The organism is Dokdonia sp. (genome assembly GCF_039945015.1).
Lineage (GTDB): Bacteria > Bacteroidota > Bacteroidia > Flavobacteriales > Flavobacteriaceae > Dokdonia.
The window spans coordinates 506,394-530,199 of record NZ_JBDUXP010000004.1 but is presented as its reverse complement, the minus strand read 5'-3'; the positions used below and the strand labels follow the sequence as shown (position 1 = coordinate 530,199).

The 23,806-nt window shown below is 33.2% G+C and carries 17 protein-coding genes; 13 read left to right on the top strand and 4 right to left on the bottom strand.

The features are described from left to right. Nucleotides 1–110 precede the first annotated feature (110 nt). Both ABJD27_RS04610 and ABJD27_RS04605 read right to left on the bottom strand, forming a co-directional pair. Complete coding sequence (locus tag ABJD27_RS04610; RefSeq protein WP_348170368.1) at nt 111–620, bottom strand: hypothetical protein; 510 nt, start codon at nt 618–620, stop codon at nt 111–113. A 232-nt stretch (nt 621–852) separates the two neighbouring features. Next, nucleotides 853–1,722 carry an alpha/beta fold hydrolase gene (locus tag ABJD27_RS04605; protein ID WP_348170371.1) on the bottom strand — a complete coding sequence of 290 codons (870 nt, stop codon included), beginning with the start codon at nt 1,720–1,722 and terminating at the stop codon, nt 853–855. A gap of 184 nt (nt 1,723–1,906) precedes the next feature. Between ABJD27_RS04605 and ABJD27_RS04600 the strand changes: the two genes are divergently transcribed. The 6 genes from ABJD27_RS04600 to ABJD27_RS04575 all read left to right on the top strand — a co-directional run bounded on the left by ABJD27_RS04600 (nt 1,907) and on the right by ABJD27_RS04575 (nt 9,304). Continuing rightward, on the top strand, nt 1,907–4,774 hold the full coding sequence (locus ABJD27_RS04600) for a pitrilysin family protein (RefSeq protein ID WP_348170374.1): 2,868 nt from the start codon (nt 1,907–1,909) through the stop codon (nt 4,772–4,774). A gap of 105 nt (nt 4,775–4,879) precedes the next feature. After that, entirely contained in the window at nt 4,880–6,382 is a 1,503-nt protein-coding gene (locus tag ABJD27_RS04595; protein WP_348202007.1) for a BCCT family transporter, read from the top strand. Nucleotides 6,383–6,441: 59 nt separating this feature from the next. Further along, nucleotides 6,442–7,404 carry an acyl-CoA thioester hydrolase/BAAT C-terminal domain-containing protein gene (locus tag ABJD27_RS04590; protein WP_348170377.1) on the top strand — a complete coding sequence of 321 codons (963 nt, stop codon included), beginning with the start codon at nt 6,442–6,444 and terminating at the stop codon, nt 7,402–7,404. Between the two features lie 83 nt (nt 7,405–7,487). Then, nucleotides 7,488–8,051, top strand: a complete 564-nt coding sequence (locus tag ABJD27_RS04585) for a TetR/AcrR family transcriptional regulator (RefSeq protein WP_348170380.1) — start codon at nt 7,488–7,490, stop codon at nt 8,049–8,051. Between the two features lie 70 nt (nt 8,052–8,121). Beyond that, nucleotides 8,122–8,670: a carboxymuconolactone decarboxylase family protein gene (locus ABJD27_RS04580; RefSeq protein WP_348170383.1), complete on the top strand. Its 549-nt coding sequence runs from the start codon at nt 8,122–8,124 to the stop codon at nt 8,668–8,670. A gap of 247 nt (nt 8,671–8,917) precedes the next feature. Continuing rightward, the gene (locus tag ABJD27_RS04575; protein WP_348170386.1) at nt 8,918–9,304 is read left to right on the top strand and encodes a group III truncated hemoglobin; all 387 of its coding nucleotides are present in this window, start codon (nt 8,918–8,920) and stop codon (nt 9,302–9,304) included. A gap of 25 nt (nt 9,305–9,329) precedes the next feature. Here the strand turns inward: ABJD27_RS04575 and ABJD27_RS04570 are convergent, their stop codons facing one another. After that, nucleotides 9,330–11,450: a response regulator gene (locus ABJD27_RS04570; protein WP_348170389.1), complete on the bottom strand. Its 2,121-nt coding sequence runs from the start codon at nt 11,448–11,450 to the stop codon at nt 9,330–9,332. Between the two features lie 277 nt (nt 11,451–11,727). Here ABJD27_RS04570 and ABJD27_RS04565 point away from each other — a divergent pair, with 277 nt between their 5' ends. Further along, nucleotides 11,728–12,885, top strand: a complete 1,158-nt coding sequence (locus tag ABJD27_RS04565) for an aspartyl protease family protein (protein WP_348170392.1) — start codon at nt 11,728–11,730, stop codon at nt 12,883–12,885. Between the two features lie 4 nt (nt 12,886–12,889). On the opposite strand, the gene ABJD27_RS04560 is transcribed toward ABJD27_RS04565, so the two are convergent. After that, on the bottom strand, nt 12,890–14,212 hold the full coding sequence (locus tag ABJD27_RS04560; RefSeq protein WP_348170394.1) for an amidohydrolase family protein: 1,323 nt from the start codon (nt 14,210–14,212) through the stop codon (nt 12,890–12,892). Between the two features lie 307 nt (nt 14,213–14,519). Here ABJD27_RS04560 and ABJD27_RS04555 point away from each other — a divergent pair, with 307 nt between their 5' ends. From ABJD27_RS04555 to ABJD27_RS04530, 6 genes are all read left to right on the top strand, one after another. Next, nucleotides 14,520–15,698 carry a T9SS type A sorting domain-containing protein gene (locus ABJD27_RS04555; protein ID WP_348170397.1) on the top strand — a complete coding sequence of 393 codons (1,179 nt, stop codon included), beginning with the start codon at nt 14,520–14,522 and terminating at the stop codon, nt 15,696–15,698. Between the two features lie 136 nt (nt 15,699–15,834). Further along, nucleotides 15,835–16,683, top strand: coding sequence for a universal stress protein (locus ABJD27_RS04550; RefSeq protein ID WP_348170400.1), 849 nt, complete (start codon nt 15,835–15,837; stop codon nt 16,681–16,683). After that, nucleotides 16,680–18,899, top strand: a complete 2,220-nt coding sequence (locus ABJD27_RS04545) for a SulP family inorganic anion transporter (protein ID WP_348170403.1) — start codon at nt 16,680–16,682, stop codon at nt 18,897–18,899. Before ABJD27_RS04550 ends, ABJD27_RS04545 begins: the two co-directional genes overlap by 4 nt. A 188-nt stretch (nt 18,900–19,087) precedes the next feature. Further along, nucleotides 19,088–19,615: an SRPBCC family protein gene (locus tag ABJD27_RS04540; RefSeq protein WP_348170406.1), complete on the top strand. Its 528-nt coding sequence runs from the start codon at nt 19,088–19,090 to the stop codon at nt 19,613–19,615. 110 nt (nt 19,616–19,725) lie between these two features. Further along, nucleotides 19,726–20,367 (top strand): HAD family hydrolase, encoded by a 642-nt coding sequence (locus ABJD27_RS04535; RefSeq protein ID WP_348170409.1) that lies wholly within the window; start codon nt 19,726–19,728, stop codon nt 20,365–20,367. Between the two features lie 182 nt (nt 20,368–20,549). Further along, nucleotides 20,550–23,747, top strand: a complete 3,198-nt coding sequence (locus tag ABJD27_RS04530; protein WP_348170411.1) for an AsmA-like C-terminal region-containing protein — start codon at nt 20,550–20,552, stop codon at nt 23,745–23,747. Nucleotides 23,748–23,806: the final 59 nt, after the last annotated feature.

The following is a 23,806-nucleotide window of genomic DNA, read 5'->3' as shown; positions in this document are numbered from 1 at the left end:
AGTACAGCATAAGTTACCATATAAACAACCCCCGATTCATAACGACTATGGATCGGGGGTTATTTAGTATCTTTTAATAAGATATATTATGATATGTGTCGTAACTAATACTAATTAACAGAAATAGTCTCTACAGTTTCTGATTTAGTACACGTACCAGAAGTAACACAAGGTGTACAGGTCCAACCGTACTCAGCATGATCTTTTGGATTACATCCTACAGTACATCCAGTACAAGTAACAGAGCCACCAATAGCCATAATACGACGTACATTATTAATCTCTTCTCCTAAGGTAATTGCAGTCGCAATTTTTACAGTTCCGTCTATACTTGAAGCCATTAATATCATATTGTATTCTCCACTTCCATCAAGATCGACATCTACAAAGTCAAATCTTTCAAGTGTCACATCATGTCCTTCTGTACGCAATGTCTGTTCCCATTTTGATTTAAGTGCATTTTCATCATTGATATGAAATTCACCATTTTCTTGTACTCCTATAACTGCTGTTATTTGAGCTGCTGTTTCTGGTGCATTTGTGTTCTCATCTGTAGTACAGGCATATACAAATGTTAATACGATAAAAAGTATCCCTGCGGCAATTTTTGAATTTTTCATAATAGTTTATAATTAATAGTACCTACTCTATAATAAGCTTTTCGGTTTCCGCCTTTATAAAACACCTGATCAGAGTATTGTAATGTTTTGAATTACTGATTGTTACATCAACAATTCTTCTACGAATATGGAAAGAAATTATAGGAATTACAAGAAGTCTATATCTGTTTTCAGGAATTCAGATATGAATGTAAGTAGCTAATTATCAGCTAAAAACAGCGTTATTACTAAGTTACGCGTTTTTGCGTTTTGTATTATGAATAACTTTAAAACTAGTCCCTTCTAGATCGACATCTTTTGGTTTTGAGTTAAGAATCTCGGTAAGCATTTTATGGTAACTCTTAAAGTTATTGAGGTTTTTATGTCCTCCTCCTATAACCGTGTATAATTGGGTAAGCTTAGGTTTTACTTTAGAAAGTTTTACACTCGTTTTATAAGGAATCAGTTTATCATCTGTTCCATGGATAATATGAATAGGGCATTGTACATATTTAAGCCATTTATATGTAGGCAAAGGATACTTTATTAATAAAGAAAGTGGCATAAAAGGAGCATATCTCGCAGTAACTTTAGTAAGGCTATAATAAGGAGCGTCTAGAACTAACATTCTTGGATTGTTTACCGATGCTATTTTGGTAGCAAGCCCAGAACCTAAACTACGACCATACAAAATGATATGTTTTTCGTCTACGTGTTCTCGTAACTTGTTATAGATAACCTGTAAATCACGTTTTAGTGCTTTTTGATTTCTACGCCCAGTACTTTTACCAAAACCACGATAATCCATCATCACTACATCATACCCATTACGAGTAAAATCAACAGCAAATTTACCCCAGCCTTTGATGCTTTTAGAATTTCCTTTAAGATATAAAACAACACCTTTTGGTTTTTCTACTTTAAAATGAAGGCCATTAAGAATAGCACCATCACGAGTCTCAATATTATATTCGTCTACTTCTTGATTTTCATAAAAGAATTGAAAATCAGCAGGTAATTTTTCAGGTTTAAACAAAAAATAATCTTGTAAATAATACAGTAACAAGCTAATGACTATATAAATCGCAATAATTAATAATAATGTTGGTACCCAATATGCCATCCTTAAAGGTAGGGAAAAAGTAGGTTACTTCTCTTTTATTCCATTAGACTTCATATATTCTTTGCTTCGTAAATAAGCATGCACAGTACTAAACAACCGTTTTTAAACGTTAAATTCTTTAACACAAATAGGCTTTTGTACACAAAAGTTGTGTTGTACATTGTACCATTCTAATATAAAAACTATGACATTACAAAAATCTTTACGACTAGCGTTTATCGCACTAGTACTACCAAGCTTTTTTATTGCTTGTTCTGAAGGCACTAGCGATAATGCTGAAGAGAGCACTTCTTTTTCTGTAGATTATGAAAAATATGAGCTTGCAAATGGACTTGATGTGATTTTACATCAAGATAAAAGTGATCCTATTGTTTCTCTAGCAGTTCAATATGGTGTGGGATCAAATCGTGAAAAAACAGGACGTACTGGGTTTGCCCACCTTTTTGAACATATGCTATTCCAAGAGTCTGAAAATGTACCACAAGATCAGTTCTTTAAAAAGATACAAGATGCTGGAGGTACGCTTAACGGAGGTACTTGGAAAGATGGCACCATATATTATGAAGTAGTACCTAACAATGCTATGGAAATGGTAATGTGGCTAGAAAGTGATCGTATGGGGTATTTAATAAATACAGTAACCGAATCTGCTTTTTATAACCAGCAAGAAGTAGTTCAGAATGAAAAGCGCCAACGTGTAGATAACAATCCTTACGGACACACAGGTTGGGTAATCGATAAAAACATATATCCAGAAGGACATCCATACAACTGGCAAGTCATTGGAGAACTAGTAGATCTTCAAAATGCGACTATTGATGATGTAAAAGAGTTTTATGCAAAATACTACGGTCCAAATAATGCGACACTTGTACTTGCAGGAGATTTTGATACTGCAGAGGCAAAAGCGATGATCGAGAAGTATTTTGGGGAAATTAAAAAAGGAGAAGATGTACCTAAACTATCTCCACAACGTGTGACTCTATCTGAAACGAAGCGTTTATATCACGAAGACAATTTTGCGCAAGCGCCACAATTAAATATGGTATGGCCTACTGTAGAGCAGTATACAAATGATGCATATGCATTAGATTTCTTAGGTGAGATTTTATCCGATGGAAAAGAAGCACCTATTTATGAAGTACTTGTAAAAGAAAAAGAGTTAACCTCAAATGCCTTTGCATTTAACAACTCACAAGAACTTGCTGGAGCATTCCGTATCTCTGTAACGGCAAATGCTGGTAAGAACTTAAATGATATAGAGAAAGGAATTTTTGAAGCAATGAAACGCTTTGAAACAAATGGAATTAAAGAAGGTGATCTTGAACGTCTTAAGGCAAGTCAAGAAACTGATTTTTATAATGGCATTAGTAGTGTATTAGGAAAGTCATTCCAAATGGCACAATACAATGTATTTGCTGGAGAGCCTAGTTTTATTGAAAAAGATATTGAGAATATCAAAAATGTAACAGAAGCAGACATCTTACGTGTGTACAATACATATATCAAAGACAAACCATTTGTATTGACAAGCTTTGTTCCTAAAGGACAATTAGACCTTATTGCAGAAAATTCTGAAAAAGCACCTATTGTAGAAGAAGCTATTACAGAAAATGTTACAAAAGAAGTAAATGATGTAGAAATAGAAATTGTAAAAACAGCATCAAGTTTTGATCGCTCTGTAGAGCCTGCACAAGGACCTGCTCCTGCGCTTAATATTCCTGCTAGTTGGACAGCAAATCTTTCTAACGGATTAAAAGTATATGGTATAGAGCAAAACGAAATCCCTACCGTAAACTTTAACCTTGTTATAGAAGGTGGACATTTACTAGATGATAAAAACAAAAATGGTGTTGCAAACCTAATGACCGACATCTTAATGGAAGGTACAGCTAGTAAAACACCAGCTGAGTTAGAAAAAGCTATTCAAAGCTTAGGAGCAAGAATAAATATGTTTACCACTCGTGAATCTATTATAGTACAAGGAAATGCGTTAACACGTAATTTTGAAGCAACTATGGACCTGATAGAAGAAATACTATTAGAGCCTCGTTGGGATGAAGAAGAGTTTGGACGTATTAAAACGGCAACTATTAATGGTATCAAGCGTTCTAGTGCAAATCCAAATGTAATTGCAAATAGAATCTATGCAAAGACATTATATGGCGAAGATCATATCTTCTCATACCCTAATAGTGGTACAGAAGAATCTGTAAATGCACTTACTATAGACGACTTAAAAGCATTTTACAATACCAATTTCTCTCCATCTATAAGTAGATTCCATATTGTAGGAAAGATTGATAAAGCAACAACGTTAAATGTGCTTAAAGATCTTGAAACAAAATGGGCTGCAAAAGAAGTAACGATACCTACGTATGAAATTCCTGCACAGAGAGAGAAGTCTTCTTTATTATTTGTAGATGTGCCTAATGCAAAACAATCTGTAATTAGTATTGGTAATATTGGACTTGCTCGTACAGATAAAGATTTTTACCCTGCAGAAGTAATGAACTATAGTTTAGGTGGCGCCTTTAACGGTGTAGTAAATAGAATTCTTCGTGAAGAAAAAGGATACACCTATGGTGCACGTACTGGATTTAGTGGTACTAAAATCCCAGGAACTTTTACCGCATCATCAAGTGTACGTACAAATACAACTGGAGAATCTGTACAGATCTTTAAAGATGAGATTGCACGTTATAAAGAAGGAATCACTGCAGAAGATCTTGAGTTTACTAAAAACGCATTGATCAAATCTAACTCTCGTCGTTTTGAAACACAAGGGGCATTGTTAGGTATGTTACGAGAAATGAGTGCTTATGACTTAGCTCCAAACTATATTGAAGGAGAGGAAACTACGGTACGTAATATGACGTTAGAGCAACACAAAGCACTTGCAAATAAGTATCTTAATGAGTCAACGATGGCATACCTCGTTGTTGGAGATGCAGCGACGCAATATGCACAGTTTGAAAAAATGGGCTTTGATGAAGTAAAATTACTTGATAAAGATGGTAACGAAACCAAGCTTAACCCAGTAAAACAATAAACAATTTAATACCTATTTACAAAAAAGGGACACCATATGGTGTCCCTTTTTTAATGCTACCTTTCCAATTCATACTATAGATTTAAGTACCTTAGTCATCAGTATATATTTAAAACGCTACCTATCTTTTCGCATATTAAGAAATATCCCGTTCTCACCTTTTCTATAGGGTTACTCCTCCTATTTGCAGTTATTGTATTTGCAAATACCATAGGTTTTTACAACAGTATTGAGCAAGCCTCTTTATGGGTGCGCAAGTGGTTTGGAAGTTTCTACCTCTACCTTGGGCTTTTTTGTGTGTTGTTTATTTTGGTCCTTGCGCTTTCTCCTTTCGGGAAAAAAAAGCTAGGTAAACCAGAAGATATACCAGAGTTTTCTAGATGGGCTTGGATAGCCATGCTATATAGTGCCGGTATGGGTGCAGGCATTTTACTAAGAGCTGTACAGGAGCCTGTATTTATGCAACAAAACCCTCCTATACAAACAGGGAATTCTTCAGAAATTATAGCATTAGAATATACCTTTTATCAATGGGGATTTACCGCTTGGGCATTTTATGGTCTCTTTGCACTCATCATAGGATACTATCTATTCTCTAAAGATCGACCAGCACTTATAAGCTCATCCATACAAAGTATAACAAAACATAAAGGCACTAGACATAGTATTGACATCTTAGCAACAGTAACAACCGTCTTTGGACTTGTAGGTGCTGTAGGATTAGGAACCACCCAAATAAACGGAGGACTTAATCATCTTACACAAGGAGGCTTTGGGCTTTGGACCACCATAGGCATTACTATATGTATTGCGATCTTATCCTTTGTATCTGTATGGAAAGGAATGCACAAAGGGATCAAACGTATTTCTACACTTAATATCTGGATTACTTTAGGCATCCTTCTCTTTATCTTTATACAAAGTGATATGACTGCTGTGGTATCCGCTTTCGCGAAAGCGTTAACACATTACATCCTAGATTTTATTCCACTAAGTCTTGCTATTGGAGATTACAACCCTGGTGAAGCATTCCTAACCGACTGGACGTATTATTACTGGGCATTCTGGTTGGCTTGGGCTCCCTTTACAGGAATCTTTATAGCACGTATCTCTCGCGGACGAACCATTAGAGAATTGCTACTAGGGGTCTTAATCATTCCAGCATTAGGAACGTTTTTTTGGTTTAGCGTTTTTGGAGACAGTGCTTTTACACTCATAGATAGTTGGGGTAATTATAATGGGCAGTTTGGCGATGTATTCTCCTCTATTTTTGTGTTTTTTGAAAATTATCCTTTTGCAAGCATACTCAATATTGTAACCATTGTACTTTTGGTTAGTTTTTTAGTCACCTCTGTAGACTCGGCGGTATTTGTACTCAGTATGTTTACCGATAAAGGCAACCCTACACCAAAACGTAGACATAGATTGATCTGGTCTATTTGTATTGCCGTCTTTGCAATCGCAATGATTCTTCTTGGTAATGCACGTCCAGAAATTAATGTTCTTGTAGCCTTGCAAAAACTACTCATTATTACTTCGTTGCCTTTTGCATTATTTATGGTCATAATGGTTGGAGTATTTATACGAGATATACTGAAGAAGAAGTAAACAAAAAAGATTTTTATACGTTATAATGAATGAAACGTTGATATTCTTAATACAACAACATGAAGAGATCCCTAGTTTTTTTAATATATATCTTAATCTCTGGATGTAGTGATATTCCAGAAAATATTGCTGTTGAAAAAATTAACCAAACAAATATTTCTGCTAGGTTAATATCAAAATCAAAAAACACAAGTAGACCATTAGTTATTGTTGTTCCTGGCTCTGGGGGAAGTTATATTCCAAACAAAAAACTCTACGGTTTAGTCTTTAGTGGATATGATGTGCTCTCTATTGCATATTTTGGAGAAAGTAACTTACCTCAAAAAATCGAACTAATTCCTTTAGAATATCTTAAGGAAGTAGTCTTATGGTCAAAAAAGAAGTTTCCAGAAAGAAAAATTGTTTTGTTAGGAATCTCTAAAGGAGCAGAATATAGCTTAGCTTTTGCAAGTAATTATGATCTTATAGATGGATTAATATGTTACTCTCCAAGTTCTTTTATTTTACCTAATCACATTGGAGTTCAAAAAAAAGAATCACAAAAATCTTCATGGTCGCTTCATGGTAATGAGGTCCCTTTTGCAAGGCTCAGTCCATTTAATGATCCTGCTGGAAAAATAGTATATAAAAATTATATAACTCCAATTTTTAATAATGCAGAACAAATAAAAAAGTCAAGAATTCAAGTAGAAAATAGTATGTGTCACATATTGCTATTATCTGGAGAAGATGATTTGGTATGGCCATCTTATAAAATGGCAAATTTGATTAAATCTGAAGCAGAAAAAAATAAACAAGAACGTATACTCACACATATTTCATATAAAGATTGTGGACATCAATTTGTTTGGTTTGATCAAGAAGTCCCTCAAAAAAGAACTGAATATCAATCTATGAACTTGACTGGTATAAAAAAACATAAATTCTTATACGGAGGTACTCAGGAAGGAACAATTAATGCTATGATAAACTCACGAATTCAAGTACTCCGTTTCTTAGAGAAGCTATCATCATTACAATAAAATCAAATATTGATGTATAAAAAATATCAAACATTTTTTTATTTCTAACCGATTGTTTAGTTTTGTGTTGTTATTAGAGAATAATGGCTAGAAAAAAAGAATATAAAGAAGAAGAGGTAATAGAAAAAGCAATGGCTTTATTCTGGAATAATGGTTATGAAACTACTTCTATGCAGATGCTCGAAAAAGAAATGGGAATCAATAAGTTTTCTATATATGCTAGTTTTGGCAATAAAAATGGTGTTTTTCTTGAATGTATGAAATGCTATAAAAAGAAACTAAACCAAATCATCCTTCCTTTAAAAAATGCAACAGATGGAATGAAAGGATTGAAACAATATTTTTATGATTTTATAGAATTTTCTAGAGATCCACAGATTGCAAGAGGATGCTTAATTACAAATACAGCTAATGAATTAAATGAAGATGCAGATCCCACTATAAAAGCAGAATTATCAAAATTTACAGGAGAAATAAGAACTCATTTTGCAAATGCTTTAAAGCGTAACACAACAAAAGACGCAATCACTATAGAAAATCAAGCTGACTACTTTCTTATCTCTATGTTTGGGATGGCTTCTGCATCTAGAGTATTCCCAAAAGAACAATTACATAATTATATAGAAAACATATTTAAAAACGCATAACATTTTTTTTATCCAATAACTAAACGATTGTTTAGTTATTTATAATTACAAACACTAAAAAACTAAGACTATGAGTACCTTAAAAGTTCACACCATCGAATCTGCTCCACAAGAGAGTAAAGCATCATTAGAAAACTCTGTAAAAGCATTTGGGATGCTACCTAATTTACATGGTGTTTTATCAGAAGCTCCAGGTGTATTAGAAGCGTATAAAACAATACATCAATTATTTTCGGATTCTTCATTTAATGCAGAAGAGCTTACTGTTGTTTGGCAAACTATAAACGTAGAACACGAGTGTCACTATTGTGTTCCTGCACATACGGCTATTGCGCATATGATGAAGGTAGACCCTGCTTTATCAGAAGCATTAAGAAATAATACCCCGATGCCTACAGAAAAATTACAAGCATTACAGGATACAACCTTAAGTATTGCTAGAAATCGGGGCCGTATCAATGATGCCGAATTAGAAGCATTTTATGCTGCTGGATATGGACAACGTCAAGTACTAGAAATCATTTTAGGGATCTCTCAAAAGGTGATAAGTAATTATACAAATCATATTGCAAACACTCCTGTAGATGAGCCTTTCCAAAAATTTGCTTGGTCTAAATAACGATTAAAGCAAAAAATATACAAACTTACAATCTCCCCTTATTTATTAAAAGCAATCTAAGTACTGTACTTAGGTTGCTTTTATCATTGTATACTAGAGAGCGCTCTTTTATCTTGAATAATTCAATACCATATAGATATGTTGCTTTATACGCTTTCGCGAAAGCGTACTTAGAGAAAACATCTTGCGATACACCTGATTATTTTTAAAAATAACTGCGCTATTGTTAGTACCTTGCTCCTATCTTATGAAAAAAGAAATTACTACTAGAGAAGATGTCTATCTTCTTGTCTCTTCCTTTTATAGTCGCATACGTAAAGATGTGTACCTCGCTCCTATCTTTAATCGTCATATTCAAGATTGGGATGAACACCTAGAACATCTTACCGATTTTTGGGAAGCTCAACTCTTTTTTGATAAGAAATTCACTGGAAATCCACTACTAAAACATCAAGAAGTAGATGCTTCTGAAGGATATACGATTAATGAACAACACTTTGGAGTGTGGTTAAATCATTGGGTCCAAACGATAGATGATTTGTTTATAGGAGAAAAAACAGAGGTATTAAAAAATAGAGCTAGAAAAATAGGTACGTTTCTACACGTTCATATTTTTAATGCGCGTCCTAAATAAGGTAGTACTCGTCTCTTAGAGCTTATTAGCAAAGCATCTCTTGTTTTACGGCAACACAATGAATTTTTTGAATAAAATCTGCTGTTATAAATGGTTTTAAAATATATCCATTCATACGATGATTATGGATTTGCTTCTCTACTTCTTCTGTAGATGTTGCAGTGAGAGCAACAATAGGCGTGTCTTTATCAAACTCTCTTATGATAGTTGTCGTCTCATATCCATCTAATTCTGGCATGTGAATATCCATCAAAATACAATCAAAAGAGGTTTCTTTTATAAGTTCTATGGCTTTTTTACCAGAATCTACCACCTGAGAAGCTATATGGTATTGATCCAAAATCTTCTTAGTTACAAGCAAATTAATCTTATTATCATCTACAACCAGTATGGTCTTATCTGAGAGATCTACGATGAGACTCTTAAGGTCTTCATCTTTAAGAACGGACTTTGTGCTTTTTGATAATTGTAATTCAAAACTAAAAGAAGCGCCTTCACCTTTGATACTCTTTATCATAATAGCACTTCCCATGGCATCAAGTGTTCTCTTTACAATAGGTAATCCTAAGCCAGTACCCTTAAATGATTTTTCTGTCTTAGAATGCTCTTGATAAAACTCTTCAAAAATCTTAGACTGATTCTCTTTTGAAATGCCAATCCCATTATCTTTTACCGCAAAAAAGACTTTTACCTCATCAATTTGATTTTCTAATAATTGCGCGGTAATGGTAATCGTGCCATTGCTCGTAAATTTAATAGCATTTGAAATAAGATTGATAAGTACTTGTGAAAGCTTTAATGAATCCCCTACAAGTAATTCTGGAATGTTTGTATCATACTCTAATTGCACTTTATTGTTACTATCACGCAGTGCATATTCTAAGCTTTCTACGATACTTAAAATTAGTATTTTGGGTCTGAATTCTAAAAATTCAACTTTCATTCTTCCAGATTCTACTTTATTTAACTGGAGTACATTATTTATTAATGACAGTAAATGGTTTCCTGAAAAATTAAGAGATTCTAGGTATTCTTTATGACTACTATTTACATTTTCCTTTAGTAATAGTCTAGAAAGTTCTATAACAGCATATAATGGTGTACGTAATTCATGACTGATTTCTGAATAAAATTTACTTTTTACCTTAGATAATTCTTCTGCCTCTTCTTTTGCAATCTTAAGCTGTTTGTTTTTCTTAAAGATAGCATATACACCAAGTAATAAAATGGCAATTAAGCCAATGAGTACTATATTATAAATCTTTGCTTTTTTTATTGTTGTCGCCTGAAGTTCTTTTTCTTGGTTTGCTAGATCTAATTTTTTGGTATTTTCTTTTAAAAATCGATTAGTCTCTAGTTCAGCTTGTTTTGCAATCTCTAATTCTTGGAAAGTATAAATTGTATCTGCAACCTCTGTATATTGTCGTAATGCTAAAAAAGCATCTTCTGTCTTTTTACTGTTATAATAAATCTCTGATTGTCCTCTATAAAAACTAGCCAAAACACCATAAATCTTATGCTTTTTGGTATAAGCAACACCTTCATTATAAAGAATTGTAGAACGTTCTGTATTTCCTAATGTATTATAAATACCATGCAATCGTAAATATAAATATCCAACAATAGATCTTCCTTTTACAAGTTCTGATTGTTTTGATAATTCATACGCCTCATTTAAGTATATCAAGGCGTTCTCATAATCGCTTGTATTATGTAAGTGTCTACCATAATTATATAAAGGATAGATAATTTCGTCCTTATTTTGAGATGTTCGACCTAGGTCTATAGCTTCCTTAAAATAAAGATTTGCTTTTTCTATATCATTGTATTCTCTATAGGTAACTCCAATATCACTCGTGGCTTTTATGGCATTACTTATATCATTTACTTTTAAAAGAAGATCCCTTGATTTAAACAAGTATTCAAAACATAAAGAGTCATTTCCTGTATTATAATAAGTATTTCCTAATACATTATATGCTTTTGCCTTTAAGTGATCATTAGAGGTTTTTGTAGCATATTCAATGACTTTATGTGACACTTTAATTGCACCTCCATAATCAAACTTATCAAATAAATCATAAGCTCTATCTACCTCTTTTGACATAGAGTCTAATAAAACAGTGCCCGTTTCTTGAGCAGACATGCACAAGCTAAAGCACAAAAAGGCTGTAAATATATATCCCCTATATCGCATTCAAGTAGTTAGTTGTAGATTTGTAATTTAAGTAAAAAAAATAACAAATTGCTTTTTATCGATTAAAAACACACTTTTAACGTATAAAATATTTAAAAATAAAAAAAGATATTCATAAATATTACAAATAATACTTGTGAAAAATTGCTTATTTATGTAATAAATATCTGTTAACACTCATTAACTATCATTTATCATCTTGTTTCCTACTTTTGGAAAAAACACCATGAAGTATTTCTTATTTTTCATTTTCATAGGTATATATACCACAACGACAGGGCAAATAGCTAGTATTCCATTTATAGAAGATGGACTTGTGTATATCCCTGTTACTGTACCTGGAGAAGAGGAAACACTTCAATTTGTTTTTGATACGGGGGCTTCGACAGCAGTCTTAGATAAGAGTATAGCCACACGATTAGGAATAGAAGCAGATACCAAACAATATGCTACAGGAGCTTCTGGCTCGCAAGAGTATGAAATTGCAATACATAGAACATTAGAAATTGCCGATATTCGTTTTGATAAATTAAACCTTGTTCTAGTAGATTTACAAGAATTAAGTAATCGCTCTGGCGTACGTATAGATGGTATTATAGGATATGATGTGATTAAAGAATATATCACTCAATTTGATTTTGCAGCGCAAAAAATACACCTTCATAAAAACATCAATGACATTAATACACAAGATTTCTCTTTACATCCTATTCAGATAAACAGTGCTATCCCCTTAGTAACAATAGACTGTACGCTTAAAAACGGAAAAACAATTTCTGGAGAATTTCTTTTTGATAGTGGAGCCAACTTAACGGTACTCTTTAATACCCCTTATGCAAAAAAACATCAATTAAAAGACAAGGTTGACAAAACAGTTGTTATTACAGCGCGAGGTCTTACAAGTACATCAAACTCTACCATAGGAACCCTCGCTGGAGCTACATTGTTGGGATATAACTTTGAAGAACTTCCTATTAGTATATCACAAGCAACTCATGGGGTGAGTTCTCAAAAAAACTTTGCAGGAATCCTTGGTGCAAAAATCATTAATCGTTTTGATATGATTTTAGATTATAAAAATAAAAACATCTACTTAAAACCAAATGCACGCTATAAAGACGCTTTCGAAATGCCATTGGTTGGGTTTGCATTAAGAAAAGTTGACAATAAAATTATTATTGCAGACGTAATAAAAGATACAGAAGCAGCACAAAATGACATTACTGAAAACGATGAAGTGGTCTCCATAAATGGCATCTCTCATACTACATTAAAAAAGTATCGAGATCTTTTAAAAAAGGAAGGAGAAACTATACGTATTATAGTTAAAAAAGCATCTGGAGAACAAAAAGAGATCACACTCACTTTACAACGATTAATATAGCTTCTTATTTATATTGTTTTCCATGCTTAATAACAATATCTACATTTTGTAATAAGCTTATGTGTCTTAATACATCCCCTTTTACGGCAATGATATCTGCAAATTTGCCTTCAGTAACGGTACCTACCTCATCAGCAACCCCCATCCATAATGACGGCCAGTATGTAGCACCACGTATTGCATACATAGGGTCTATACCAAATTCATTTACCCATACATCCAGTTCGTTCCAAGTAGACTGACTATGAAATTTCATAGGAATCCCACTATCTGTTCCTATCATAAGTACAACTCCAGCATCTATAAGTTGTTTAATTTTTGTCTCTAACGTAGGCTTACGAGCAGGAGTAAGTTGGAAATAAGGCAAACGATCTTTATGTATAAAACTATTCTTAATATCTGTTACAATCGTATCGTGAAGTCCGCGATGCCAAGAATCATTATCTAGATGCTCTCCGTTATCACGTACATATTCATAGTTATACAATCCCTCGACGGTAGGGCACCAAAATAAAGGCCCTAAATTCATTTGTGCTGTACGTGATCGTATGGCATCCATGACATTATCTGGATATCTTGGTGCAGATGATAATCCCGTATGTTCAAAACAATCGGCTCCCGCTTTAAGTCCAGATATAATTTCCATAGGGCGATGACCATGCGCTACTACTTTTAAATTATGTTTATGTGCCTCATCGACAACAGCCTGTAACTCGGCTTCTGTCATTTGATCCTGATCAATCAGTTTGATACAATCTACACCAGCATCTGCAAGACGTTTTACTTTCTTACGAGCGTCATCTACTCCGTTAATACCCCATCTAAAAGCCTCAGTACCAGGATATGGTTTCTTTTGTATAAAAGGGCCAGATACATATAAAGTGGCTCCAGGAATCTCTCCCTTATTAATACGATCTCGTACAGAAATACTTTCCTCAAGAGGCGCTCCTAGATCACGAGCACTTGTCACTCCAGCCATCAATAATTGCTCTGCAGAAGAAGGCATAATCGTGTTTTCTAGTAAAGGCAAATACGTCTTATCCCAATAAGCATAGTCTGCATGTCCATTAATCATTGTATGTACGTGCATATCCCATAATCCAGGAAGTACAGACATTCCTTCTGTAGAGATAACTTCGGCTCCAGCCGGAATTTTTACCGTATCTATAGTACCTACAGTTTTAATCTTATCTCCTTCTATAATAATAACACTATTCTGTATAGGTGTAGATCCATAACCGTCAATAAGAGTCCCTCCTACTAATGCTTTTACTTGCGCTTGAAGCGAAACTGTCCCAAGAAACAGTACAAAAAGTAATTTCTTCATATATGCCTATTTTTTTCTTAAATATAAGTAAAATAGAGAGAAGACTGTGTCCGCTTTCGCGAAAGCGTATACCAGATATTTAATACTAAAATTTAAATAATCAAGCAAAGTTCCCGCCTCCTTAAGGTGCAAATTCTTATCTCAAAAAAACTTTCTTTGCATTAATACAATCTTATAAAACAAGAGACACTATAACAGTATTTAACTACTTCATAGCATTTTATAACAAATTTATAACAAGAAGCACTTCTATTAATTCATTCAATCTCTCTACATTTATACTAACTAATTATTTACTCTATCAATTATGAAAAAACAATTACTACTAATTGCCATTTTACTATTTTCTATAAATAGCATTGGGCAAACATCAGAAACGCCATCCCTTTCTGAACTTTTGGAGCGCTATCAAAATATTCCTCCTAATGGAAACAGTATATCTCATTATTTTACAACATCAGAAATTACTATACTACAAACACATTTTGCAGCATCTCAAAACAATGCTCCGGAAGACAATAATGGCGGTGATGCTGCTATTATTTTTGGATATAGCTTTGATGATGACGCTTTCGTTTCATTAGGAGTAGACACTCCAGATGTTCTAAATATTTTGGGAGATAATTCTAATACTACAGATTTTGAAGCTGCAGGAGATATCGATCCACAAGATTTAGATACAGCCTATGTATTAACACTAGGACTAGGTGAATTTTATAGTCTTGAAGTCTCAAGTGGTAATTATACATTTCTTGGTACTATTACTCCTCCAAATGGAGAAAACTGGAACGGGATAGAGTTTGATCCAGATACAACTCAACTATATGGTATTTCAGCAAATTTTTCAAATAGTTCTACATTATCTATAATAGACATTGATGCTTTAACTGCAACACCTGTAGGTACAACAGGAACTGCTGGTATGATTGCAATTGCCATAGATGACAGTGGTAATATGTATGGTCATGATGTAGTTACAGATAATTTTTATGCTATTGATATTAATACTGGACTAGCGACACTTCTCGCTCCGCTTAGTTTTGATGCAAATTTTGGTCAAGATTTAGAATGGGATAAACCATCTCAAACATTATATATGACTGGCTACAATAATGGAAATGCTACAGGAGAATTTAGATCCGTAAATACAGAAACTGGAGAAACAACATTTATATCTAATATAGGAATCTCTGGATCACAACTCCCTTGGGCAAGTATCCGTAATACAACACTAAGTGTAGATGATACTACTGTTATTCCTCTCTCTATCTTCCCTAATCCTGCTAAAGATCAAATCACAATACGTACTACAAATCCTAGTACTTCTATTAAAGTGGTAAATATGGTAGGGCAAGTTGTTATAGAAAATAATGCTATAGAAAATCAACAAAGTGTCGATATCTCCAAACTATCCAACGGAATTTACTTTCTACAAGCGACCAATATCTCTGGAAATCAAAAGACAATACGTTTTATAAAAGAATAAGCATATAACACCTTTACAAGAAGAGCCTTTTACAAGGTTCTTCTTGTATTATATATCTCAATAATATTTTATATCTGTTAAAATATTATTCAAAAAAAATAGTATCTTCCCTGCTTAACTTTTGATTAAAAACTATTTGAATACACAACCATTTCATGTCATAGGTATAGGCGCTGGATTTTCTCCTAACTTAAAAGCTAACGTATATGAAGCCGCAAGGTTATGTCTGTTTTTTAATTCAAAATTAATTCTCATTCACGTAGGAGACTTTTCTACAGAAAAGCAAGATAAGCTTGAAGAGATTGTAGCCCCATTTATAAAAGAAGGACTCTCCTATGAATTTGTATTTAAAGCAGGAGACCCCGTAAAAGTCATTCTTACAACTACAGAACAAAACAATATTGACTTATTAGTATTAGGAGCTGCACAAAGAGAAAATATCCTAAAATATTATATAGGCTCTATCGCTCGTAAAATTACTCGAAAAGCAAAATGCTCAATACTTCTACTTATTAAGCCATCTGTAGAGCGTATTCCTTGTGACCATATCGTAGTAAATGGACTTGAAGATGCTAGAACACTACAAACAATAGATGCTGCATTTTATGTTTCAAAAAAACTAAGTGCTTCACGTATTACAATTGTTGAAGAAATAAAACAGCAAGAAGTAGCGGTACAAGTAAATGATGACAAATCCCTTAGAGAAGCGACCATAAAAAAAGAAAAAATAAGTAGACGAGAAGATCACAGAGTAAAACAAATAATCACTGAAGTTCCAGAAGATTACAAAAAAGGAATTTCTATAAATACACAGGCTATTTTTGGAAAACAAGGATATAGTATAGGTCACTATGCTGAGGTAGTTAGAGCAGATTTATTAGTGATGAATGCTCCTACAAAAGTCGGTTTTTGGGATCGCCTTTTCCCACATGATATCGAACACATTTTAACCGAATTACCCACAGACGTTTTAATTATCCAGTGAGTCCAAAAGAAAACAAAATAGCAACTTTTTTTAAAGCACTTCCTAAAAATATATTTTCAGGATTTGTTGTAAGTCTTATTGCCTTACCATTAGGCTTAGGGCTAGCAATGGCAAGTGATGCACCTCCTATTGCTGGTATCATTACTGCAGTAGTCGGTGGAATTTTAGTATCCATATTAGGTGGTAGTCATGTAACCATTACTGGACCTGGTAATGGTCTCGTAGGAGGTTTATTAATTGCAATGACCGTATTAGGCCCTACAGGCGCATATGCTGCTATTATTGCATCTGGAGTCGTTTTACTCATCCTTGGATTTTTACGTTTAGGAAAACTAGCCGACTTTTTCCCTTCCTCAGCTATTCAAGGAATGCTAGCTGCTATTGGATTGATTATCCTAGGAAAGCAATTCCATATTATGATGGGTAATGAGATAAAAAGAGATGGTAAAATTCAATACCTATTAGAAATTCCCGCGACCATAAAAGGAGCTTTTTCATATGACAGCACCGGGCTTACCTATGCTGCTATTGCAGGGGTTCTAAGTTTGGCTATTATGGTATTTTATCCTAAAATTAGAAACAAATACTTACAATTGGTTCCAGCACCGATGTGGATTGTATTACTATCTATAGGGTTTAGTTATTATTACGAACTCATTTTAAAACTTCCAAATCCTATTGATCCAGCATATATGGTCTCTAATATTCCTGCATTGGGTCAAATTGTATCAGACATACCTACACCAGACTTTTCAACAATAGGTACTTTACCATTTTGGTCAAGTGTAGTGGCATTAACCCTTATTGCTAGTATTGAATCTTTATTGAGTATTAAAGCCGTAGACAAGTTAGATCCTCAAAAAAGAAGGTCTAATATCAATCGTGATTTAAAAGCACTAGGATTGGCAACCGTAGGAAGTGGTTTCTTAGGAGGACTTAATGTAGTGACTGTTATTGCTCGAAGCTCTGTAAATGTAAATAATGGAGGGACCAATCGAAGTGCAAACTTCTTTCACGCTGGTTTTCTAGTTTTATTTATTGCCCTTTTTAGCACACAACTCACCAGAATACCTTTACCAGCATTAATGGCCATTCTAGTATACACAGGATACAAACTAGCATCTCCAGTAATGATAGGAAAGATTTTTTCTATTGGACGTGAGCAACTTATTATCTTCTTTGGAACTTTAATTACAACATTATTTCTAGATCTTATTACTGGTATAGCCGTAGGAGTATTGATAACATTTATCATACACATTATTGTAAATAAGAATATGGCACTATTTATTAGGAATGTATTAAAACCTAATGTATTAATGTTTAAAGAATCCGAAGGGATTTCTGATAATAGCTATTATGTAAGTGTAAAACATTTTTGCACATTCTTAAACTACTATAAACTCAAAGAAAAACTAGACGCCATCTCAGAAGATACTGATGTTGTGGTTGATTTTTCTATGTGTGAATTTGTAGATCACACAGTGATGGAAAATTTACATAACTATCAAGAATTATTTTCAAAACGAGGAGGTCATTTTGAAGTGATAGGACTTGATATGCACGATACAAAATCAGAACATCCTTTTGCATTACGTCGCTTATTACCTATTTCAAATGTTATTAAAAACAATCTTACAAGAAGGCAAGTAGCCTTAGAAGAACTTGCAAAAGATTACCATTTAGAATATAATGCTCAGAAAAGCACAGAAACACATTTCTTAGAGAGTTTTTACTGTTTCAGAACAAAGAAAATTGAGCATATTAACAATAGAATCTCTAATCCAGAAAACATCATTAATTCCTTTGACATCACCTTTTCTGAAGGAGAATTTATTGCAAAAGAAATTATACGTACCACGATGCTTATTATAAAACTTCCTAAAGCAATTCCTTCTTTTAAAATAGATCGTGAAGGGCTTTTAGAAAAGTTTTATTCCTTAGCAGGATATAAGGATATTGATATCAAAAATCATAGCGATTTTTCCAATCGTTTTTACCTTGTAGGAGAAAACGAACAAGCTATACGTGAATTCTTCTCGGACGATCTCGTACACTTTTTTGAAAGCAATCCATATTACCATATAGAATCTAACGGAGACCAATTACTCATCTTTAATAAAGAACGTATCGCTAGTATCAAAGAGATTAAAGCACTCTTGGATTATGGAAAACGTTTACAACACGTTATTTGTAAAGAACCAGTCGCAGTATAAAAAGTTTTTCTTTTTGAGTTCGCTTTCGCGAAAGCTTTTACAAGCATCTCCGCATTTTTTTACACTTCTAATACTATAAGCAACACCTTATAAAATCAATTAATTACTTGAAGTCTCAATAAATCTTTACTTTAGTGTATCAAAGCGCTATGAAAATCATAATTTTTTAACCATTAATTTTTTTCAAGATGAAGTATTTAAAGTATGTATTAGGTCTCATTTTATTAATAGCCATTATCTTTTTTGGGAAAGGCTTATTAACCCCTTCTATTAATTATGAAAGCGAAATAGTTGTCAATAAATCGGTAGAAGAATCATGGGCAGTTATGTCGGATGAAACCAAATTATCCCAATGGATAAAAGAGGTAAAGAAAATTGAATTAGTAAGTGGTACTGCAAATACTGTAGGAGCAGTTTCAAATGTATATGTTGAAGATGGAGGACAAGAAATGGTCATGGAAGAAACGATTACCAAAATAACGCCCAATGAATTAATGGCCATGACATTTACCATGGATTTTATGAATATGGATTATGAAATGCATATGAAAGAAGAAGGTGGTAAAACAACCATTACATCAAAATCAACAACTACTGGAAACGGACTATTTGCAAAGTCTATGCTTTCATTTATGGGTGGTTCTATGAAGACACAAGAAGACAATAACCTGAACAATCTAAAAACATTGATAGAAGAAAACAAAAAAAAATATTAATGTAAGATTAGAAGTTAGAGCATAAAAGCGAGATAAGTGCCATTGGAAATTTATGAACAGAGTAAAAATTAATCTAAAAATTCATTTGGTATATTAGCATGAAAAACTAAATGAAATACAAAACATTGATTTTAGATTTTGATGGCACTCTAGCCGACACAAAAGAAAGCATCATTCAGACTATGAGGTTTGTGTCTAACACTCTAAAGACTAAAAATTTTGATGAAGGACTTATAAAGAGCCTCATAGGACTACCTCTCAAAACTACGTTTGAAAAAGCATTTGCATTTGATAAAAAATTAAGTAAAGAAGCCACTTTAATCTATCGCAAACACTATAATGAAATTGCCATCGATACTATTTCTCTTTTTGATGGTGTCAAAGAAACATTGATTGATTTTCATAAGAAAGACATACACTTAACAGTTGCATCTAGTAAAGGAAAAGAAGCGCTAGTTAAGATTCTTAAAAAGCACAATATCTATAATATATTTTCATTTGTAGGTGGCGAGGAAGATGCAAAAAACAAAAAACCTTCTCCGGATATTGTCAACCATATTATAAATACATATACCTATCAACCCAATGAATGCTTAGTTGTTGGCGACACTATCTTTGATATAGAAATGGGACAAAGAGCTCATGTAGATACCTGTGGTGTCACCTATGGAAACAACACAAAAGATGCATTAAAACAACAAAACCCTACGTACATCATCGATAGTTTTCAAGAACTTAAGAAAATTGTATGATCGTACTATAAAAAATAACTCTAGAAATAAGTAGTCTCTCCTACTCTTTCTTTTTAAAAACCACTTTCGTAAAAGGGATACATATGTGTATTCTAAACTTACTAGAGTACTAAATAAGTTTTTTCATACGAATTTGTTACTTTTAAAGTCAAACACCTTTTCTAACCTTAAAGACATCTACTTTGAAGATTAAAAAACTCTGGAAACGAATTCTAATAGGACTCATCTTAGTTCCTATTGTATTGGTAGGAGGTCTAATACTATATATTCAAAGCAACCAGTCTGAAATTATTAAAGGAGAGATCGCAAAACTAAATCAAGAACACAAAGGTCTTATAAGTGTTGGTGAAAGTGAATTATCCCTTTTTGGCAACTTCCCACACATCTCTATAAAAGTAGATGATGTGCAAGTTTTTGAAACAAAAGAAGATAATGCACCCATCATAATGGATGTAAAAGACATATACATAGGTTTTAATCTATGGGATATTGTTAACAAGAACTATGATATTCAATCGGTATTAGTTGAAGAAGGCGTTTTTAATATTGTCATTCACGAAAACAATACCACTAATATTCAAAACTCCTTAGCAAGCACTTCCGAAATAGAAACACCCACCACCAATATTCATCTTAAAAAAATTAAATTTAAAAACTTAGATATCCATACATTAGATGAAGCTACAAATACAGATGTTGAGAAATTCATATATACAGGCACCGGTGGTTTTAGCCAAAAAGATAATATTACCGCTGGACATATAGATACAGATTTTGAATTAAATGTGATAAAAGATGGAGATACAACCTTCATCCATAAAAAACATTTCGAAGTACATACAGATATTATATATAATGACGATACAGGTATTCTTGACATACAACCTTCAGGTATTGTCATGGAGAATGGCGATTTTGAATTAGAAGGTTCTATAGACACAAAGAATGATGTAGACCTTGACCTTTCTATAAAAGGAACAAAGACAAATTTTGATATGTTTATAGCCTTTGCTCCAGCAGATATAATACCCATATTAGAGAAATACAATAACGCAGGTAAAATTTATTTTAATGCGAGCATCCAAGGTCCTGCCAACAAAGGAAATAGACCAGCTATTAATGTCAATTTTGGAGCAGGAAAAGCCTTTTTAGAAAACACTGTAAGAAAGAAAAAGATAGATAAAATGGGCTTTAATGGCCATTTTACAAATGGCGAAAACAGAGACGCAACTACCATGGAGTTTTCATTAACCGATATCACTGCATCTCTGGAAGAAGGTGAGTTTCAAGGTTCAATTTTTATCAAGAATTTTGAATCTCCAGAAGTAGATATGCAAATAAACTCAAATTTTAATCTTGATTTTATTGCAGACTTTTTTGAACTAGAGCAAGTACAAGATGCGTCTGGGCAAGTCTCGTTGAAAATGAATTTTCACGATATTATTGATATTGACAATCCCAGAAAGGCATTACAAAAATTAAATCAGGCATATTTTGCAGAATTGATTGTGAAAGACGTAAATGTAGTTTCCAAAGAACTACCCGCTCCCTTAAAAGATTTGAATGTAAACGTAGTCATGAATGGCAAAGAAGCAACGCTAAAACAGTTTGAATTATTAATGGGAGATTCAGACCTATCCATCAATGGTTTTCTTTCAGACTTACCCGCCATTGTACATCATACAAATATCCCTGTAGAAGCTCATTTAGATATTTCTTCCAAGTATTTAGATATTGCACAATTAACAAGTTTTTCAATACAAGACTCTGTCCAAACTGGTTTTGATGAACAAATAAAAGACCTGAATTTAGGGCTATCTTTTAGCGCTTCTGCAAAAGACTTTACAGAATCCAAATATTTACCAAGAGGCGAATTTTTTATCGATAGTTTGCATGCCGACTTAAAGCATTATCCTCATGAACTACACGATTTTAATGCCGATGTATTTATAGATGACAAAAACTTAGAAATAATAGATTTTACAGGCTATATAGATGATAGTGATTTTCATTTTGATGGATTTATACATGAGTATGCCTTTTGGTTGCAACCAGAGCTTAAAGGAGATGTAGATTTAGATATAAATCTAACATCTAAGAAGTTAAGACTAGAAGATGTCTTTTCGTATAAAGGAGAAAACTATGTTCCGGAAGAGTATAGACATGAAGAATTTGATAATTTGGCATTGCATGTTGCCTCAAGTATGCATTATAAAGATTCCGTATTACATTCCATCGATCTCGCTTTAGACAAGCTAGATGCAAAAATGAAAGTACATCCGCTTCCTTTTAAAAATTTTAAAGGAAACATACATTATGAAGACGAACATATCGTCATAAAAGACTTTCATGGAGAAATAGGAACTACCAATTTTAATTTTGATCTAAACTATTATTTAGGAGAGGATCAACAAATAAAGAAACGAGATAACTATTTGGAATTAAAAGCAAATTATATTGACTTTGATGCCCTTTCCAATTTTGATGAAAATTCTCCTAAACCAACAGAAGTGGCGAGTTCAAAAACAGCAGATGTAAAAGAACATGCAGAAGCCTTCAATCTATATGAATTGCCATTTACAGACATGCAAATTAAGGTAGATATTGGTCATTTTATGTACCATAGAATAGACCTTCAAAATATCAAAACAGCGATAAGAACAACCCCCAATCATTACATCTATATAGATACACTAGATATGGATGCCGCAGGAGGAAATATTCGATTAAGTGGCTATTTTAATGGGAGCGATCCTAAACACATTTATATGCAACCAGATTTGGTGATGACTAATGTTGATTTAGATAAATTGCTGTTCAAATTCGAAAATTTTGGACAAGACCATCTCGTTTCAGAAAACTTACAAGGCAAACTCACCACTAGAATAAAAGGAAAAGTTAGAGTATACCCAGATATGACACCAGATCTGGACCAATCTACCATAGAAATGGACGTAAAAGTATTAAATGGAAGATTAAAAAATTACGACCCAATGCTAGCACTTTCAGAGTATATGGGAGATAAAAACTTGCAAAACATTCGGTTTGACACCTTACAAAATAGCTTAGATATACAGAAAGGAAAGATTCGTATTCCTGCGATGACTATTGAATCTACTTTAGGTCATATAGAATTATCTGGTACGCATGATAGTGAACAAAATATAGATTATTATGTACGTATTCCTTGGAAAACAGTAAGAAAAGCGACTTGGCAAAAACTATTTAAAAACAAGAAGGACACCATTGTAAATACGGAACAAGAAGATAAAATTGTAGAAGTAGACTCCACCAAAAGAATTAAATACCTCAACCTAAAAATAAAAGGAAACATCGATGACTATAAAGTTTCATTAGGTAAGAAAAAAGAAAAAAAATAGTTGATAAAACGTCATTCTGAATTCATTTCAGAATCTCACACACAATCATTCTAAGCATC